General features: G+C 48.5%; 16 protein-coding genes and 1 pseudogene. 9 read left to right on the top strand and 8 right to left on the bottom strand.

Going from position 1 to position 17,895, the window contains the following annotated elements; genetic code table 11:
* Nucleotides 1–4: 4 nt before the first annotated feature.
* The 5 genes and pseudogenes from O6P33_RS08095 to O6P33_RS08075 form a co-directional block, all read right to left on the bottom strand.
* On the bottom strand, nucleotides 5–820 hold the full coding sequence (locus O6P33_RS08095) for a DUF4892 domain-containing protein (protein ID WP_269817281.1): 816 nt from the start codon (nucleotides 818–820) through the stop codon (nucleotides 5–7).
* A 146-nt stretch (nucleotides 821–966) separates the two neighbouring features.
* Nucleotides 967–1,830, bottom strand: coding sequence for an alpha/beta fold hydrolase (locus O6P33_RS08090; protein WP_269817280.1), 864 nt, complete (start codon nucleotides 1,828–1,830; stop codon nucleotides 967–969).
* A gap of 49 nt (nucleotides 1,831–1,879) precedes the next feature.
* Complete coding sequence (gene sixA, locus O6P33_RS08085) at nucleotides 1,880–2,341, bottom strand: phosphohistidine phosphatase SixA (protein WP_269817279.1); 462 nt, start codon at nucleotides 2,339–2,341, stop codon at nucleotides 1,880–1,882.
* A gap of 167 nt (nucleotides 2,342–2,508) precedes the next feature.
* Nucleotides 2,509–2,841: pseudogene (locus O6P33_RS08080) on the bottom strand (DUF4389 domain-containing protein); the annotation flags it as partial.
* A gap of 15 nt (nucleotides 2,842–2,856) precedes the next feature.
* Nucleotides 2,857–3,879: an NAD(P)H-dependent glycerol-3-phosphate dehydrogenase gene (locus tag O6P33_RS08075; protein ID WP_269817278.1), complete on the bottom strand. Its 1,023-nt coding sequence runs from the start codon at nucleotides 3,877–3,879 to the stop codon at nucleotides 2,857–2,859.
* 151 nt (nucleotides 3,880–4,030) lie between these two features.
* On the opposite strand from O6P33_RS08075, the gene O6P33_RS08070 reads away from it, so the two are divergent.
* The 5 genes from O6P33_RS08070 to fabB all read left to right on the top strand — a co-directional run bounded on the left by O6P33_RS08070 (nucleotide 4,031) and on the right by fabB (nucleotide 10,488).
* The gene (locus tag O6P33_RS08070) at nucleotides 4,031–6,055 is read left to right on the top strand and encodes a TonB-dependent receptor plug domain-containing protein (RefSeq protein ID WP_269817277.1); all 2,025 of its coding nucleotides are present in this window, start codon (nucleotides 4,031–4,033) and stop codon (nucleotides 6,053–6,055) included.
* A 7-nt stretch (nucleotides 6,056–6,062) separates the two neighbouring features.
* Complete coding sequence (locus O6P33_RS08065) at nucleotides 6,063–6,959, top strand: ABC transporter substrate binding protein (protein WP_269817276.1); 897 nt, start codon at nucleotides 6,063–6,065, stop codon at nucleotides 6,957–6,959.
* Nucleotides 6,956–8,434 carry an ATP-binding protein gene (locus O6P33_RS08060; RefSeq protein ID WP_269817275.1) on the top strand — a complete coding sequence of 493 codons (1,479 nt, stop codon included), beginning with the start codon at nucleotides 6,956–6,958 and terminating at the stop codon, nucleotides 8,432–8,434. Before O6P33_RS08065 ends, O6P33_RS08060 begins: the two co-directional genes overlap by 4 nt.
* Before the next feature lie 308 nt (nucleotides 8,435–8,742).
* Nucleotides 8,743–9,258: a 3-hydroxyacyl-[acyl-carrier-protein] dehydratase FabA gene (gene fabA / locus O6P33_RS08055; RefSeq protein ID WP_269817274.1), complete on the top strand. Its 516-nt coding sequence runs from the start codon at nucleotides 8,743–8,745 to the stop codon at nucleotides 9,256–9,258.
* Between the two features lie 12 nt (nucleotides 9,259–9,270).
* Nucleotides 9,271–10,488 (top strand): beta-ketoacyl-ACP synthase I, encoded by a 1,218-nt coding sequence (fabB, locus tag O6P33_RS08050; RefSeq protein ID WP_269817273.1) that lies wholly within the window; start codon nucleotides 9,271–9,273, stop codon nucleotides 10,486–10,488.
* 80 nt (nucleotides 10,489–10,568) lie between these two features.
* Here the strand turns inward: fabB and sohB are convergent, their stop codons facing one another.
* On the bottom strand, nucleotides 10,569–11,588 hold the full coding sequence (gene sohB / locus O6P33_RS08045) for a protease SohB (protein ID WP_269817272.1): 1,020 nt from the start codon (nucleotides 11,586–11,588) through the stop codon (nucleotides 10,569–10,571).
* Nucleotides 11,589–11,894: 306 nt separating this feature from the next.
* On the opposite strand from sohB, the gene O6P33_RS08040 reads away from it, so the two are divergent.
* From O6P33_RS08040 to O6P33_RS08030, 3 genes are all read left to right on the top strand, one after another.
* Complete coding sequence (locus tag O6P33_RS08040) at nucleotides 11,895–12,605, top strand: histidine phosphatase family protein (protein WP_269817271.1); 711 nt, start codon at nucleotides 11,895–11,897, stop codon at nucleotides 12,603–12,605.
* Between the two features lie 53 nt (nucleotides 12,606–12,658).
* Nucleotides 12,659–12,973, top strand: coding sequence for an SCP2 sterol-binding domain-containing protein (locus O6P33_RS08035; protein ID WP_269817270.1), 315 nt, complete (start codon nucleotides 12,659–12,661; stop codon nucleotides 12,971–12,973).
* An 82-nt stretch (nucleotides 12,974–13,055) separates the two neighbouring features.
* Nucleotides 13,056–14,987, top strand: coding sequence for a DUF389 domain-containing protein (locus O6P33_RS08030; protein ID WP_269817269.1), 1,932 nt, complete (start codon nucleotides 13,056–13,058; stop codon nucleotides 14,985–14,987).
* A 57-nt stretch (nucleotides 14,988–15,044) separates the two neighbouring features.
* On the opposite strand, the gene speE is transcribed toward O6P33_RS08030, so the two are convergent.
* Nucleotides 15,045–15,905, bottom strand: a complete 861-nt coding sequence (speE, locus tag O6P33_RS08025; RefSeq protein ID WP_269817268.1) for a polyamine aminopropyltransferase — start codon at nucleotides 15,903–15,905, stop codon at nucleotides 15,045–15,047.
* A gap of 129 nt (nucleotides 15,906–16,034) precedes the next feature.
* Nucleotides 16,035–17,009: an HTH-type transcriptional regulator CysB gene (gene cysB, locus O6P33_RS08020; RefSeq protein ID WP_269817267.1), complete on the bottom strand. Its 975-nt coding sequence runs from the start codon at nucleotides 17,007–17,009 to the stop codon at nucleotides 16,035–16,037.
* A 122-nt stretch (nucleotides 17,010–17,131) separates the two neighbouring features.
* Here cysB and O6P33_RS08015 point away from each other — a divergent pair, with 122 nt between their 5' ends.
* Complete coding sequence (locus O6P33_RS08015; protein ID WP_269817266.1) at nucleotides 17,132–17,860, top strand: 4'-phosphopantetheinyl transferase family protein; 729 nt, start codon at nucleotides 17,132–17,134, stop codon at nucleotides 17,858–17,860.
* Nucleotides 17,861–17,895: the final 35 nt, after the last annotated feature.

Genomic DNA, 17,895 nt, shown 5'->3' with positions numbered 1-17,895 from the left:
AAAATTAAGGCAAGCGCTGCAGGAGCAATCCTGGCTTACTGTACTCTGCTTCAAGCTCCACCCGTGAAGCACGCAGCCCCTGCTCAACCATGGCGTCATACCACTCTTGCGCATGCTCACCAGCCATACTGATACGCATGGTGCTATTGCGATTCAGCGCTCGCACCAATATTTTAGTCCAAACCGGATCAGGTAAGTCGGTTAAGTGCGGCAGATGCAAACGCTCATCACTGCTGAGTTGACGCTCTAAGGTCGGTGCAGTGGGGAGCAAGTTAGCGGGTAGCTGCTCACTCTGAAAATACTCAGCGTGCAAAAAACCACGGCCATTACCGCGAGTAATGGCATACAGCGCAACGAGGGTTGCTTGCTCATCGCCGCCTAAACGAAATAAAGCATATGCTTGTCGATCATCCGGCCCATACAGGCGCGCATTAGCAAACACCTGATTGGCCCAAAGATTACTGGGTCCACACTCTCGGGCCATACACCAATACAACAATTCAGCTTGCTGGTTTTGCAGCATCTCACGGCTGGCGGTAAAAGCGTCCAGCGCTTCATGAGTCGGCGCCAATTGCACCGTTAACACCTCCACCGCGCCCCGCACCAATACCTCACCGCTGTAGCGCATTTTACCGCTAATACGGCGCACTGAGCCTTGCGGGTAGATTTTCTCTAAATTTGCTTGCTGCTCTTGAGTAATAACTTTTGCATCACGCAATGATTCAAGTGCTAGCAACTCAGCAAAAGTATCGGCCGCAGCCATACTGCTTAAAGAAGCCAATAACGCGGTGACTACCGCAGTTAACATCCAATTGTGCATTATCACTTTACCAACATAGTTTGGGCGGTTTGTGTGAGGCTAACATTATCTACTGCGCCGAGCAGCGCTTATCAGCCGATTCGTGCAGCACATAACACTCGCGCCTGCGTTTAGAGCGTTACGTTTCTAGCACGCTTGGCGCGGATCTATTGTGTACTGAAAAATGCTTGAACTTGTTCAGCCACCGCCTGCGCACCTTCTTCGTCATCAAGGTGTAAATGATGACCACCGGGCAAGCGTTGCACATCTAAGGATAAAGTGTTGAGAAACTGCATAAACTGCGGCTCTTTTACTAAAACCCCTTGCTCCGCTAAAACCAGCAGCATCGGGCACTGTACCGCTTGTACAAAAGCTGCTGCATGGGCCATGGTTAAACGCAGTGGTGACGGCAAGGTCAAGCGTGCATCACTGCTCCAACTATAGCCTCCAGCCACTGGGCTTAAACCGCGCTGCGCCAGCAACTCGCTGGCCAACTGGCTCACTGGCATAAAGCCACGCATGCGCACTTGCACAGCCTGCTCAATGCTTGCATAAACCGTTTTCTTTTTTGCCGCTAAATCAATCTGAGCCAATAACGCTTCACCCAGTTTTTTCGCGGCTTTATCTGCTTCGCCGGTATCTGGAACCAGGCCATCAATCAACGCCACTCGCTCAACGCGCTCAGGTACTGAAGCGGCAATAAGTACACTGACAATGCCGCCCAAAGAGTGACCAAGTAAAGAGAACTTTTCCCAACCCAACTGTTGAGTGGCCATCAATGCATCCAACGCATAATCCCATAGTTGATAACCCGCGCCAGGAGCGCGGTGGCCAGAATGACCATGGCCGGCCATATCAATGGCGACAATGCGCAAGCCTTGTAACTTTGGTGCCAGCAGTTCAAAGGTCATGCAGTTATCCAACCAACCATGTAAAGCTAAGACTGGCTGGCCGTCTTCGGGGCCGTAGACCCGCGCAGCTAAATCAATGTGTGGCAATTGAATGCGTATTTCTTGGACAAAAGCTGGCACTCGGTACTCCTTAGTTATTTTATAGTTTTAATTATTGAGCTGTCCGGAATTAACCCTGTACATGCTGTAATGAGTGCAACTGCATACTGCCAGCCCCAACAAAATCGCCTTGTAGGCAAGCAACACTGGCGGTATTCATCGCAACACCGTGCTGCCGATCAGCATCAACCAGCCAACTGGCTAAAGCACCGAGCAAGGGTTGGTGCGCGACAATCAGTAAGTTTTCTACAGGGTAAGCATCCAGCTTACGCGTCACTTCACGCACATCATCCATTGGCGTCAACCAGGGCACTATTTCTATCTCACCTGAATGCTGCAGCGTGGCGCAAATCAACTCTGCGGTTTGTCGCGCACGGATATAAGGACTGGATAAGACGCGATCAAACTCAATACCACGCAAAAATTGGGCGGCCTGTACAACTTGCTGACGCCCCATCTCGGTCAGCTGACGCTCGGCATCATGACGCTGATAATCTTCTGCAGCGCCGTGTCTGAGTAACCAAAGTTTCACTATTTTGGTTCCTCTGGCGTTTGCTGGTCAGAGGCTTCAGTTGTTTGCTGCACGGACAATTCTTCTGCTACTTCTGCTACTTCTGCTACTTCTGCATCCTCTACATTGACTTCCACTGCAGTACTGGTTGCTGGTTTTTCAGTCGCTGCTGCCACAGCATTTGCCGCATCATTATTTGCCGCTGCGTGTTTCGCTTGCGGATCATGAGCAGCTTCACCATTAGCGACATGCGCTTGCGGCCAATCAGCGACGGGCCACGGCTTAGCATCGGTATTGAATACAGCAAAGCGTCCCATTTGCGCTAAGTACTGGCTTAAGCTGTCACCAAAACGCATAAAGTGGGCGCTGGGCGCTCCAAAAAACAATCGGTATAACAACTGGGCAACCACAATAATAGCCAGCAGCGGCACCGCAATTTGCCATACCAGTAAAAATAACAACATCCATACTATGCGCAGCACAAGGGATTCACGCCGAATAGTTTTCTCTGCTTTGCTCACGCTCTCAATTCTCCTTTAAAAGCCATCAATGGAAATAAAATCAACATCAGTTTTGGGTTCGCCAGACATCAGTCCACCAATAATCTGCTCGAGGGTGCGCCCTTCAAATAGAATGGCATATAAGCCAGCGACCAATGGCATATACACGTCCAACTCTTGGGACTTAGCTTTCAGCACTTTCAAGGTATTAACCCCTTCGGCAACCTCCCCTAAACGCGTAACTGCTTCGTCCAAGCTCAAACCTTCACCCAAAGCAAAGCCCACTTGATAGTTACGGCTTTTCGGTGATGTACAGGTCACGATCAAATCACCCACCCCTGCCAGCCCTAAGAACGTCATAGGATTAGCCCCCAACTTGACCGCAAAGCGCGTCATCTCTGCCAAGGCTCGGGTGATCAACATACTTTTGGTGTTTTCACCCATACCCATGGCAGCAGCCATTCCAGCAATAATGGCATACACATTTTTCAAAGCACCGCCCAGCTCAACTCCAAAGCGATCACGGCTGGCATACACACGAAATGTTGGGCCATGCAAAACAGTCTGTACCTCTTGGCACAGGGCTTGATCTTCACTGGCAACAACACTAGCGGTTAAGGCGTGAGCAGCAACTTCGCGGGCCAGGTTAGGCCCAGACAATACGCCAACACGGGCAAACGGCGCGATATCCTCAAGAATCTGGCTCATTAACATAAAGGTATTGGCTTCAATTCCTTTGGTGGTGCTGATCAACATCTTATCGCGCAGAGCATCAGCGTAAGAGGTCAACACTGTACGCAAAGCTGTTGAAGGCAAAGCAACAAAAATCAACTCACATTCTGCGATAACCGCGGCAAGATCCGTTGTAGCAGTGACACCATCCAATACCGGCACACCTTTTAAATAGCGCGGATTTTGTCGGTTCTCATTAATTGCTTGCGCTTGCTGCGGATCACGCATCCATAAACGCACCGGATGCTGATTGCTGGCCAATAAGTTCGCCAAGGCAGTACCAAAACTACCTCCACCCAACACAGCAATTGGTTTTTTTATTAGCATGCTTCTGTTCTCTTAGCCGTTAAACGGCGATTGCATCATTATACGGGGCTACTCAAGCATAACCAGTGTTTCACATTTTCGGTTAAACTAGCGGGTATTTTCGCACCTACTATTTTGAGGACAAGCCTTGCCGCGCATATTTATAAAGCAGATGTGTTTAAAAGCAAGCGCACTGCTCGCTCCGGTATTTGTGTTGAGCTTGGCCCATGCTGCCCATTCTGATGACTTATTCATTCAGGATCTGGCCTTACCCGAAGTGCTCACCGCCACCCACTTACATCAGCCGCCTGCTGCAGTGCCCGGCAGTATTAGCAGCATCGATCATGAGCTGATTGTGGCCAGTGGCGCACGCAATATTACTGACTTATTGCGCTTTATCCCCGGCATGTTGGTGGTACCAGATAGCGGCAACCTAACCACAGTAAATTACCATGGTAGCAGCCCAGGCCAAGCGCGGCGCCTACAAGTACTGATTGACGGGCGCTCGGTGTATCGCGCAGGTTTTGCTCAGGTGGACTGGAGCGACTTACCTGTGGCCATCGAAGATATTCAGCGCATTGAGGTATTTCGCGGCCCCAATACCGTAAGTTATGGTGCTAATGCACTATTAGGTGTGATCAATATCATTACCTTCTCAGCTAAAGACACGCACGGCAGCAAGTTAAAAACCAATCTTGGCGAAAATGGCATCCGCGACTGGTATGCACGGCAAGCATGGCATAGCGAAAGCTCTGATATGCGCTTGTCTATCTCAGGTCTGGCTGATGATGGTTTTGATAAGCGCAGGGACGGTACAGATTTTCGTGATGGGCGCAGACTCAGTCGTTTCAATTTACGTGCCGACCATCAACTCGACGAACACAACAGCTTAGACTGGCAACTGGCTTTTAAAGAGGGCAGCAACCAGGTCAATAACAATTACCACTCTGTTTTTGCTGACAACATCACCCCTAAAGCTCACGAGCAAGACTCAAACTCTGATATCCAAGCTAAGGATTACGCAGCCAGCCTGCGCTGGACTCACACTGTCAATTCACAACACAGCTTTTCCATCCAGGCCAATGCTCAACAATGGGAACGCTTACGCCAATGGCGGGCTTGTGATGCACAAATCAGTTTTGGTCCAGCACTCACTGAGGCGACCCTGCCCAAAAAAGGGGAAATAATTCCCCACAGTTGCGGCCTTATTAATGAAGATAGCCGCGAAGCACGCTTTGACCTCGAACTACAAGACACCTACAGTTTCTCCAACAGTTTGCGCCTGATCAGCGGCTTAAGTTACCGCTACGATCAAGCCCGCTCACAAACTTTTTTAAACGGGCGCCAACGCAAAGACATTACCCGCGCCTTCAGTCAATTTGAGTGGTATGCCACCGAGCACTGGCTGCTGCAAGGCGGTGGTATGTTTGAGCACGATAGCAGTAACGGCGATTCCTTTTCACCGCGCTTAGCGGTCAATTATATGCTTACCCCTGCCCATGGCTTACGTGCGGTATATAGCGAGGCTGTTCGCTCCCCCGATATGTTTGAAAACCATGCGGACTGGCACTACCGTGTGCGTGACTTACGTCCCGCGTTAAGTAGCGGTAGCAGTGCTGACTTTTTTATCAGCGCCCAAGGTAGCGGTGCCCTCAAGCAAGAAAAAATAAAAGCCTATGAGCTGGGTTACAACGGTTATTTTGCCGCGCAACGCCTGTCTATTGACGTCAAGCTGTTCGAAGAAAGAATCAGCCGTATGATTAGCCATACACCGAACTTAAGTGCATTTAACCTCAACAATAATAATCATATTAAATTCTACGGCAGCGAACTTGAAAGTAACTGGCAAGCCAGCGACCAAGACCGCTTACGTATCAGTTATGCTTACATTAAAGATCGCGCCAGCAACTCTCTGGACCAGAATGTCACCCCCACCCACAGCGGTTCCTTAGCTTGGCTCCGTGATTGGAATCATGGCTGGAATAGCAGCTTGATGTATTTTGCTGCCAAGCAACTAGACGGCCATGACCTACAACTGGCAACTGTGCGCCTCGCAAAACATTTTAACTGGGCAGACAAGCGCTTTACCGTTGCGGGCAATCTGCAACGCACACTCAATAATCAACCCATTGGCCATACCAATAATAAAGACAACTCTCAAGACTTGGCTTACTTTAGCCTGCAATTGGAGTTTTAGTAGGTTTATGTGGGCTTATTTGCGGCATGTTATTGGCGTCTTACTCTGCGCTATCAGCTTAGTCAGCCAGGCACAGGTGATCATCAGCGCGGAGCGCGACAGTCCGGCTGTGCGCAGTTTCGCTCAGGATTTGGCGAACACAATGCCAGCGCTGACAGTGACTTATATGCCGCGTGCACAATTGGAAGCACAACCACACTTCGCCGAAAACACGCGTCTAATCCTATTAGGGCCGGCTTTATTAAAATGGCGCTTGCAGCTCACTCACAGCCAACCCGCCACCCTCATCATGCAAGTCAGCCGAGTGCAAGCCTACCAGCAGCTGCAAGAACAACAGCCAGAGCACTTAACCTTACTCTGGAGTGATCCAGCACTGGAACGCCAAATTGCCTTATTAAAAGCCATGCAGCCAGATGTGAAAAACATTGGCCTGCTTTACGGCGATTACAGCGCATTTTTGCTTAACGATATTGAACAAGCCATACAAGCACAGGGCCTTACTCTGCATACATACTATTGGCCTGACAGTTATGACGCCCGCAGCCTTGGCCGCCTCTTAAGTAAAACCGACGCCCTACTGGGCCTTGATGATCTGCAGATTTACAATTCGTCCAGTATTAAAAGTATTCTGCTCAGCAGCTATGCACGCCAACAAGCATTGATTGGCCCCACTGCGGCCTTTATAAAAGCGGGCAGTCTCTCTACCACCTACAGCGATAAACATGACTGGCTGCAAAGCCTGCAGTTGCTTTTGCAATCTCCACCGGAGAGTTGGCCGCGCAGCGCCTACCCCGATCATTTTAAAGTCAGCGTTAATGAACAGGTCGCGCGCTCCCTAGGCATCCAAAATAGCGATCCGCAGCAGCTTGCCCTGCAACTCAAGCACTCAAGGCCCACACCATGAAAAAAATCCTTGGTGGCAGTATTCACCGCCATACGCTGTTTGTCAGTCTGCTGCCGGCAGTTCTTATCGCCTTACTGCTTACCGGCTACTTTACTTTATCGCGCTTACAAAACTTGCAAGAAGAACTTGCCAACACTGGGCAGCTCATTGCCAATCAACTGGCTCCTGCTGCAGAGTTCAGCGTGATTACCGGCAATATGCAACTGCTCGAGCCGCTCTTTGCCGGCTTATTAAAAAACCCTCACATTGCCTACCTTGCCGTTTACGACCATCAAGAGCGCTTACTAAAACGCTCGAAAAAAAACCATTTACACAATAGCCAAGGCCCCGCTTTTACTGCACTGATTACCCGCCAGTCCATTGAGCTTGATCCGGTGTTTTTATCGTCCACAGTATTAGCACCCACCCCCAACCAAGATGATGTATTAGGTCGGGTCGTAGTTGGTATGACTGATAGCGCTCTCACTCAACAACAGCTGCACACTTTATTTCGCGCATTATGGCTGGTTTTTTTCACCTTGGTTTTAATCTGGGCCCTGTCGCATTTATTGGCGCGTAGCTTATCGACCCCTATCCGTGCTATGCGGCAAAAACTGCAAGCCCTTGACCAAGGTTTGCTCGATACCCCAGCCCTCACCGAGGTTGATAACGGTGAACTGGGTGAGTTGAGCCAACACATTAATATGCTCAGCCACACCTTGCAGCAAGCGCAGCTTACCCAGCATAAACACATGGCTGAATTACAGCAGGCACAACAAGAAGCTGAACGAGCCAACCATGCCAAGTCAGATTTTCTCGCCATGATGAGCCATGAGCTGCGTACGCCAATGAATGGTGTTCTCGGCATGCTGCAACTGCTCGAGCAAACCCAGCTCAGCAAAGAACAAGTTGAGTATGCCAGCATTGCCCATGCTTCAAGTTTGCAAATGCTCGAGGTGATCAATGATATTCTTGATTTTTCACGCCTGGAACACGATGCCCTACAGCTGGAGTGCATTCCTTTTTCCTTGCACCAGCTGTTTAACTCGCTACAGGATGCGTTCAAATACAGCGCCGAGCAAAAAGGGCTGGAGCTGATCTTTGACTTGCCGCCCGAATTACCCGGCATACAGGTTGAAGGCGACCCAACACGACTGCGACAAATTCTTGTTAACTTACTGGCCAACGCTCTGAAGTTTACCGCTGCAGGGCAAGTAATCTTACGTGCGGATTGGACGCTACCCCGCTCGGCGCAATTACTATTGAAGTGCGAGATCATTGACTCAGGCATAGGCATTGCCGCTGAACAACTCAGTTCTATTTTCGACGCCTTTCACCAAGCAGAACAAAGTATCTCGCGGCGCTATGGTGGTACTGGGCTAGGCCTCTCCATTGCTCATACTTTAGCCCAACAAATGGGCGGCCAGCTAACAGTCACCAGTCAAGCCCAACAAGGCTCTACCTTTACCCTAGAAGTACCCCTGCACGTCAATTAGAGGCCAATTAAAAGATGCCATCACAGGCCAATGAGGTATATCTTCACTGTATCTGCGCTGCCACTGAGTTATGCTGTGACTTATGGTCCACTCTTGTGGTCTAACCCTGCATTGATACGCGTTAAAGCACTTAATACAGTCAACAAAGCGTAAAAATACAACCTGACAAAATGCTTAAGTTGAATAGAGTATTTTTGTTAACCGTTATTAAATGTGTTAAAAACACGCTGATACGTTAAATGAAACCATTAGCAAGATGGATATCCATCGCCCATGCAGTACATGATTAGGCACGCTGAGGAGCCCGCATGACCAAACAAAACGCCTTCACCTACGAAGATCTGCTCAAATGCAGCCGAGGAGAACTCTTCGGACCAGGTAACGCGCAACTGCCCGCACCGAACATGCTTATGATCGATCGCATTGTGAACATCAGTGACACCGGTGGAAAGTACGATAAAGGACAAATCACTGCAGAGCTGGATATCCATCCTGACCTGTGGTTCTTTGCCTGCCACTTTGAAGGCGATCCTGTGATGCCGGGCTGCTTAGGCCTCGATGCAATGTGGCAGCTGGTTGGTTTTTACCTCGGTTGGCAGGGCAACCTAGGACGTGGGCGTGCATTAGGATCAGGTGATGTTAAATTTTTCGGTCAGGTACTACCCACCGCTAAAAAAATCACCTACCAAATTGATATTAAGCGCACCATCAACCGCTCTTTAGTGTTAGCCATTGCTGACGGTACAGTGAGCGTCGATGGTCGCGAAATCTATAGCGCCGAAGGCTTACGTGTCGGCTTGTTTACGTCCACAGACACTTTTTAAAGGATAACCAGTATGCGCCGTGCTGTAATCACTGGAATGGGCATTGTTTCGTGCCTAGGTAATGATAAAGATACCGTAGCTGCCAATTTACGTGCAGGTAATTCTGGTATCCGTTTTAATCCATCGTATGCTGAAATGGGCTTACGCAGCCATGTTTCAGGCACTGTTGATATCGACCTCGAAGCAGCGGTTGACCGCAAAGTTTTACGCTTTATGGGGCAAGCTGCGGCATTTACCTACTTAGCTATGCAGCAAGCAGTTGAAGACAGTGGGCTAAGCCCAGAAGATGTCTCCAATCCGCGTACTGGCTTAATTGCTGGCTCTGGTGGTGCCTCGACCTTAAACCAAATGGAAGCCATTGATATCCTGCGTGACAAAGGCGTGCGCCGGATTGGCCCATACCGCGTCACCCGCACCATGAGCAGTACTGTATCAGCGTGTTTGGCCACTCCCTTTAAAATCAAAGGCGTGAACTACTCAGTGTCTTCTGCTTGTGCCACCAGCGCCCACTGTATTGGTCAAGCACTTGAGCAAATTCAGCTTGGCAAACAAGACATTGTCTTTGCCGGTGGCGGTGAAGAAGAGCATTGGAGCCAAAGCTGCCTCTTTGATGCCATGGGTGCGCTTTCTACACAATATAACGACAGCCCTGAAAAAGCGTCCCGCGCCTACGACAGCAAGCGTGATGGTTTTGTCATCGCCGGCGGCGGCGGCATGGTTGTTGTTGAGGAACTGGAGCACGCGCTAAAACGTGGTGCGAAGATTTATGCAGAAGTGGTTGGCTACGGCGCAACCTCTGACGGCTACGATATGGTTGCACCGAGCGGTGAAGGTGCTGTTCGCTGTATGCAGCAAGCCTTGGCTGGCATTGATACACCAATCGACTACCTCAACACCCATGGCACCTCTACACCAGTGGGCGATATTGCTGAAGCCCGAGCCATTCTTGAGGTGTTCGGTGATAACACGCCACCAATCAGCTCAACCAAAAGCTTATCAGGTCACTCTTTAGGTGCTGCTGGTGTGCAAGAAGCCATCTACTCATTACTAATGATGGAAGGTAACTTCATTGCTGGTTCAGTCAACATTGACGAGCTTGACGAAGAAGCTAAAGACTTACCTGTGGTGCAGAAAACTCAGGAAAACGTGACGCTAAATACAGTTATGAGCAATAGCTTTGGCTTCGGTGGCACCAACGCTACCCTAGTGCTCAAGCGTTATAGCGAGTAATTTCACTGAGCGTTATAAAAACGGCCACTGCAACTGATTTGCGTGGCCGTTTTTTATTGCCGATACAACTCTTTAATTGCTTAGCTCATAAAACGCTGCTGTAAGCGCTCCCAACTTTTATCAGCCACATGCTCAACTGCAGCGCTCGCAGTCAAGCCAACACGCTCCTGCAAAGACTTCTTCTGGATAAACTCCAGTAAGAACAAATCCGCCTCTGCTGCACGCTTAGACAGGTACTCATCACTGGTTTGCAACTGATCAACCAAGTTTAAACCTTGCGCATCAGTGCCCAGCCAAACTTCGCCAGTTGCCACTGCATCAATGTCCAACTGAGGACGAAAGCGCGCCACAAACTGCTTAAACAAGTCATGGGTTGTTTGTAACTCTTGCAAGAATTTTTGCCGTGCTTGCTCGGTATTCTCCCCCATCACCGTTAAGGTACGTTTGTAGTCACCGGCCGTGAGCACTTCAACGTCAATGTCGTTTTTCTTTAATAAGCGATGAATATTGGGGATTTGCGCAACCACACCAATTGAACCGAGCATGGCAAAAGGTGCGCTTAAAATTTTATCGCCAATACAAGCCATCATATAACCACCACTGGCAGCGATTTTATCCACACAAATTGTTAGCGGTATTTGTGCATCACGGATACGCGCCAACTGTGAAGAGGCTAAACCATAGCTGTGGACCATCCCGCCGCCACTCTCTAAGCGCAGCACCACCTCATCTGTGGGCTTGGCAATACTCAGTAGCGCAGTAATCTCATGGCGCAAGCTGTCCACAGCAGAAGCCTTAATATCGCCATCAAAATTCAGTACATAAACCCGCGATTTTTGCGTCTCGTCTTTCTTTGCTTGTTTTTTCTGCAGTTTCTTAGTTTTCGCTAAAGCTTTCAGCTGCGCTTTGTTTAAAACGCTGTGCTCCATGTTTTCCTGCAGATCGGTGTAAAACTCATTCATATTGCTGACCAACAACTCACCTTCCTTGCTGCGCCCCCGCGAGCGTACCGAGGCTGCTATGGATAACACCAACACAATAACAATCAACACGGTTACTGCACGGACTAAAAAGCCCGCATAATCAAGTAAAAATTCCACTGCCAACTCCTTAAACAATAATGTCAGTTATCTTACCTGAGCAAACATTAACGGTGTCAATAAACCCTCTACCCAGCGCTCGATAGATTGCATCACGCAAGCGGATAAATCCGAAAAGCTAGCGGTACGCACACCAAGCACTCAATACAGTGCCCTGCGCGCCACTTTAGTCGCCTTGCTAGCGCCTTAACTCAGCATTTCGCTACTGTTTTTACCGCCTTTCAAACAATCGTATGAAATTCATTTGACAGCTTAGTCAGTTCGCAATAACCTCGACTGCAGACACATTCACAGGCGTTAATTGATTTGGGCAGCATTTACTTAATTCGACACGGCCAGGCGTCCTTCGGTGCAGATGATTATGACGTGCTGTCCCCTTTGGGCGTGCAGCAAGCAGAAATTCTCGGCGATTACCTAATCAATACCGGCGTGACCCTGGATGCTTGTTTTAGTGGTGACATGTTGCGCCAAAAAGATACAGCCTTAGCTGCCTTGGCACGTTTTAGTGCAGCCAACTTACCGGCGCCTGGCTTAAGTATTGACAGCGCTTTTAATGAAATTGATGTGGATAGCATTATCCGTTTATTGCTACCAAAGCTTGCCGATAGCGAACCCAATGCCATCAATACGCTGCGCAACCCGTTACACAACAGAGCTGAGTTTCAACGCTTATTTGCCCTAATCATTCAGCGCTGGGCCACTGAGGTCGATGATATTCCTCAGTCTTTACGCTGGTCGACTTTCACTGCAACAGTGAATGCCGGCTTGCAACGTATACTGGATAACGCAGCGTCGACCGACCAGATTGGCATTTTCACTTCTGGCGGCACTATTACTGCTTTTTTACACTTACTGACTGGCGTTGCTGCTAATAAAGCTTTTGATCTAAACTGGCAGATCGTAAATACTTCATTAAGTCGTTTAAAGTTTCGTGACGACTCAGTGGTACTGACTTCTTTTAACAGTCAAGCACACCTTGATTTGTTAAAGAATAAAGAACTCATCACCTTCCGTTGAGTTATTAATATCACGCGGCATTTACCGCACAAAAACCCTAAAAAGGATCTAATATGTCTTCTACCGCAGATATCATTAAAACTCTAACTGCTAAATTTAACGCTGATGCAGCTGCTGGCTTAGATTTAGTATTCCAATTCAACATCGAAGATGCTGAAAACTACTATGTTGCTGTTAAAGATGGCACCTGTGACGTACAAGCCGGCGACAATGATGACGCTAACGTTACTTTAATCATGGACAGCGAAACTTTTAAAGGCATCGCCACTGGCGAAACTGATGGCATGCAAGCATTCATGGGTGGCAAATTACGCACTGAAGGCGACATGATGCTAGCAATGAAGCTGAGCGAACTGTTCCCAGTTTAAGTTGCAGCAATAAGTAACACTAAAAAAGCCGGATTTAATCCGGCTTTTTTATGGTCAAGGGTTTAGGAGAGAACCGATGCTAATGAGCAAGGCTTTATTTATTTATGAAGATGCTACGAACCCAAGGGTCCAAGAGGTTATTGAGTACGCACAAAGCCAAAACATCACCCTAACCAAGCTGTCGCTCAGTGCTTTTCTAGAGCAGCCTGGGCGCCCATTGGACTTTGCTGAGCACGTGGTAGCTTTGTGCAGTGACACCGATCTAGCGCAACTCTTCGACCTGGCTAAATCACTCAACTTTAGCCTTGGCATCATTCCCGTTGATAATCAGCAAACCCGCTTACGTGAATGGTTTATGTTTACTGGCAAACTTTCCGAGCAGCTCGAGCTCGCTTTTGCTAAATCCACGAAAGCCATTGATGTTTTGCGCTGCAACGATGAAGTCGCTTTAGGCTCTATCATGCTAGGCAAAACCCCTTTTCTTGACCAAAGAAGTCGCACCTATCGGCAACGCTCAGCTTCCCTTATGCGCCGCATCATGTATTTTATCGCCGTGCTTTGGAGTAGTTTAGGTAATTTATTCAGCATCCAGCCTTTTGCTATCACCTTGTCTGTGGGTAAGGAATACAGCGCAAAAACCGCTATTACCGGCATGGTCGCCATAGAAAACAACGTGACCAATGCCGCCGCACGCCTGATTAACACCAGTATTTCTGTGCAAGACGGCAAGGTATCCACCCTGCTGATCGCACCGAAATCCATCAGCCAATATATATCTTTTTTAATTAAAGCCACCTTCAACCCTGAGCGCAAAGTCAGCCGTCTCCCCAGCTCGATGAGCTATGTCCGCAGCAACTATCTGCGAGTCGATAGCGACAAAATGCTGACCTATTACGTGGACAGCCACAAACGCGAAGCCAATAGCATTGAACTACAACTTTACCCTGAAGCCATCCATATTAATTTACCTGCAGCTTACTATGAAACCCAAGGTGGTCAGCATGGTGGCAAAGACACGTTAAAACTTGAAAACCTGCCCCTGCATGAAGAGCGCTTAACTATGATTCAAAAGCGCTTGCCCTTATTTACCCATGCCCTAGAAGAGGACTTTAAGGGGCTATTTTTACAACTGCGCGACAGTGCTCAAACCAGCAGTAGCTTTATTTCATTGATGATGCTCAGTAGCTTAATCGCCAGCTTAGGTCTGTTTCTATCCAGCCCTGCAGTGATTATTGGCGCCATGGTATTAGCCCCCCTGATGTCACCCATTATCTCCTTGGCCATGGCGCTCTTACGCAATGATCAAGCCCTCTTGCAAAAATCTTTAAAGTCCATTGCCATCGGCGTTATTTTAGCCCTAGCGATGGCGGCCTTGTTGGCTTTGATTATTCCTATTACCCGCGTTACCCCAGAAATGGCAGGACGCCTGCACCCTAACCTGCTGGATTTAGGTGTAGCCATTGTTTCCGGTATGGCAGGTGCTTACGCTTATGCTCGCGAAAGTATAATGAAAAGCATGCCCGGCGTAGCCATTGCTGTAGCTTTGGTGCCGCCACTATGCGTGGTGGGTATTGGCATCGGCTGGTGGGATTGGCAAGTTATAAGTGGCGCAGCCCTATTATTTATTACCAACTTAGTGGGTATCGCTCTGGCAGCAGCACTGACGTTTTTAGTCCTAGGCTATGCGCCTATTGTCAAGGCACGCCGCGGTCTGACTTTATCAATGGCACTGATGCTAACCATTGCAGTGCCACTGACATGGTCGTTCCAGACCATGTACAGCGTTTGGCAAGTGGAGCAAAAAGTGGATAGTTTGTCTTTAGATATACACGGCAAGTTACTGTATTTAAACGCCTTACAAGTACAAATAAAAAGCTCAGAAACCCTACTTAAACTGGAAGTCAGCTCAAACTCAGAAGTTACCATTGCTGATTTAACCGCTCTAAAAGAGCAGCTCGAGTTACTGCTAAACACGCCAATCAAACTGGATGTTACCCCACGCATCAGTCTGTAACTGCATGCCTAAGCGGCGGCCTGCTTAACCCAAGCTGGCCGCTAGATAGCACAGCAATCAATCGTTACTGGGCTTACCAATTGCCTGCAAGACATATTGCGGTAAGGCAAAAGCTGCTTTATGAATATCAGCGTTGTAGTAACGGGTCACAATAGCGCTACCGATAAAGCGTTGACGCAATACCTCAAGCGAGCACTGCCGTGTTTCTGTATTTTTAGCCGCCCAAGCAAAGGTCATGGCGCCACCAATGTAAGTGGGCACTGCGGCATGGTAAAAATGCCAATCAGCAAACAGCCCCTTGATATTCGCCGCGGTGGTTTTCACCTCATCGAGCTGCAAAAAAGGTGTACCGTTTTGCGCGACAAAAATACCATTATCGGTTAAACAGCGATGGCAAGCCTGGTAAAAGCCTTCAGAGAAAAGCACTGCAGCGGGTCCAGTTGGATCGGGGCAGTCACTGATAATCACATCAAACTTATCAGTGCAATTGCTTAAAAAGCGCATGCCATCATCAATCACTAAGTTAACCCGTGGGTCATCATAAGCGCCGCTGGAATGATTGGGTAAATACTCTTTACACATATCCACCACAGCCTGATCAATCTCCACCATGGTAATGCTGTCAACGCTGCTGTGGCGACACACCTCGCGCAACATGCCACCATCACCGCCACCAATAATGAGAATATTACGCGCCAAGCCATGGGCTAAAATTGGCACATGGGTCAGCATTTCATGGTAAAAAAACTCATCTGCTTCTGTGGTTTGAATCGCCCCATCCAGGGCCATAACCCGCCCCATCCGTGCATTTTCAAAAATAACTAAATGCTGCAACTCGGTATGCACCTCATGCAGCATGTTATCGACTTTAAAGAACTGCCCATAATCTTCGTGCAGTGTTTCACGGTACTCGCTCATGTCTATCCCCTAACTCTGGAAAATTGCCTTGATTATACGGCAATCTTCGGCCAGCACGCGGTTTTCCAATAACCCAGCAAGTCCCGAGCAACTCTGCAGCCGTATCGTGCATACCAGATCGGTAACAGATTAAGATACTGGCAGTTCTATATTTTTAAATAACGCCTCAACTTCATCTTTGCTGCGCGCTTGAATAACCTTGGCTTGGATATCACGGTCTAAGTGCGGGGCAAATCGCTCAATGAAATCACTCATAAAGCCACGCAAGAAAGTACCGCGACGAAAGCCAATCTGAGTAACGCTGGATTCAAATAAGTGGCTGGCATCTAAAGCGACTAAATCTTGGTCTTGCTGCTCATCCACAGCCATTCCAGCGACAATCCCAACACCTAAACCTAAACGCACATAGGTTTTAATCACGTCGGCATCAGCAGCAGTAAAGATCACCTTAGGCTCAAGCTCCACCTGACTAAAGGCTTCATCCAGTTTCGAGCGCCCAGTAAAGCCAAATACGTAAGTCACAATCGGGTACTCAGCCAACGCTTCTAGGGTCAGCTCGGGTAAACTGGCTAACGGGTGGCCTTTAGGTACCACCACTGAACGGTTCCAGCGGTAGCAGGGCATCATAATCAGGTCATTAAACTTCTCCATGCCTTCTGTGGCAATGGCGAAATCAACGGTACCATCAGCGGCCATCTCGGCAATTTGCGCAGGTGTACCTTGATGCATGTGCAAAGCCACATCCGGATACTCTTGCATAAACGCACTAATCACTTTTGGTAAAGCGTAACGGGCCTGAGTGTGAGTAGTGGCAATGGACAAGGTCCCCACCCGCTCATTGGAAAACTCTTGGCCAATTTGTTTAATATTTTCACATTTTTTCAGTATTTCACCAGCCGTCTTAATAATGCGCTCACCGGCTGCTGTCACTCGGGTTAAATGCTTGCCACTGCGGGCAAAAATTTCTACACCAAGTTCATCTTCGAGCAAACGTATTTGTTTGCTTATGCCAGGCTGCGAGGTATAAAGGACCTGCGCAGTAGCGGAAACGTTTAAGCCGTTTCTTGAAACTTCCCAGATATAACGCAATTGTTGTAATTTCATCAAATACCTCTGCAATCAAATGCTAATACGCTTAAAATGCTTAGCTCTTTATAACCGCATCAGCGCTTTTACTCCAGCCTTATAACCAAAAAAATCAACTTAATGCTAAAAAAGGCAACTGCATGACTCAAACAGGCTTATCAAGTGGGTTTTTAAGTCATTTTCAACAGCACTGGCCTTTCCCCAGCCCACTACCTGAATGCACCCTAGTCTCCAGCTGTTTTAATGAAAAGGCCGTCAGCGAAGCCTTATTTACCAGCTACGCTATCGACGCACCACAAGCAGCAAGCAAGCGTCAAGCTGAGTTTTTGGCGTCACGCCTTTGCGCCCGCGAAGCCTTACGCCTGCAAACCGGTCAAGCCAGCCTTCCCTTGCCGCAAGCCCACAGTCGCGCACCCCGTTGGCCAGCAAACAGTTGCGGCTCCATGTCGCACAGCCATGCTATTTGTGCAGCTATTGTAGGGAACAGTAAGCATTGGCAAAGTTTAGGCCTTGATCTGGAAAAACCCTTGAGCCCAGTACGCGCTCAGCGTTTAGCCAAGACAATCCTCACCCCTGCCGAACATCAGCACTATTTAACGTTAGATGATGAGCAGCGCGCGCTGTATTTAACTTTAGTGTTTTCTTTTAAAGAAAGTCTATTTAAGGCGCTGAACCCTTTGACCGGCACCTATTTTGGTTTTCATGATGCACAGGTACTGGAACTGAGTAGTTTAGATACAGGGTATGCACAGCTGCGTTTGTGCAAAGACTTATCTGCCTTCTGGCGAGACGGTGAGCAGCTGCAAGGGCAATTCTCACACTTACACGGTAACGTTATGACCCTGGTGAGTGTTGCTACAGCAAAATAAAGTGGCGTCACATGCTCAGCCTAAAGCTAAGCTCC

Origin of the sequence: Denitrificimonas caeni, assembly GCF_027498055.1 — a bacterium.
Taxonomy (GTDB): domain Bacteria; phylum Pseudomonadota; class Gammaproteobacteria; order Pseudomonadales; family Pseudomonadaceae; genus Denitrificimonas.
Note: the sequence above shows the minus strand (reverse complement) of the source record. Positions and strands in the feature narration are given on the sequence as shown.

Bases quoted from the DNA above. Each gene is read 5' to 3' on its own strand.
- O6P33_RS08095 (WP_269817281.1), bottom strand. From the start codon at position 820: ATGCACAATTGGATGTTAACTGCGGTAGTCACCGCGTTATTGGCTTCT.
- speE (WP_269817268.1), bottom strand. From the start codon at position 15,905: ATGAGCGAGTACCGTGAAACACTGCACGAAGATTATGGGCAGTTCTTT.
- O6P33_RS08075 (WP_269817278.1), bottom strand. From the start codon at position 3,879: ATGCTAATAAAAAAACCAATTGCTGTGTTGGGTGGAGGTAGTTTTGGT.
- fabB (WP_269817273.1), top strand. From the start codon at position 9,271: ATGCGCCGTGCTGTAATCACTGGAATGGGCATTGTTTCGTGCCTAGGT.
- O6P33_RS08035 (WP_269817270.1), top strand. From the start codon at position 12,659: ATGTCTTCTACCGCAGATATCATTAAAACTCTAACTGCTAAATTTAAC.
- fabA (WP_269817274.1), top strand. From the start codon at position 8,743: ATGACCAAACAAAACGCCTTCACCTACGAAGATCTGCTCAAATGCAGC.
- O6P33_RS08015 (WP_269817266.1), top strand. From the start codon at position 17,132: ATGACTCAAACAGGCTTATCAAGTGGGTTTTTAAGTCATTTTCAACAG.
- O6P33_RS08070 (WP_269817277.1), top strand. From the start codon at position 4,031: ATGTGTTTAAAAGCAAGCGCACTGCTCGCTCCGGTATTTGTGTTGAGC.
- O6P33_RS08030 (WP_269817269.1), top strand. From the start codon at position 13,056: ATGAGCAAGGCTTTATTTATTTATGAAGATGCTACGAACCCAAGGGTC.
- O6P33_RS08065 (WP_269817276.1), top strand. From the start codon at position 6,063: ATGTGGGCTTATTTGCGGCATGTTATTGGCGTCTTACTCTGCGCTATC.
- cysB (WP_269817267.1), bottom strand. From the start codon at position 17,009: ATGAAATTACAACAATTGCGTTATATCTGGGAAGTTTCAAGAAACGGC.
- O6P33_RS08060 (WP_269817275.1), top strand. From the start codon at position 6,956: ATGAAAAAAATCCTTGGTGGCAGTATTCACCGCCATACGCTGTTTGTC.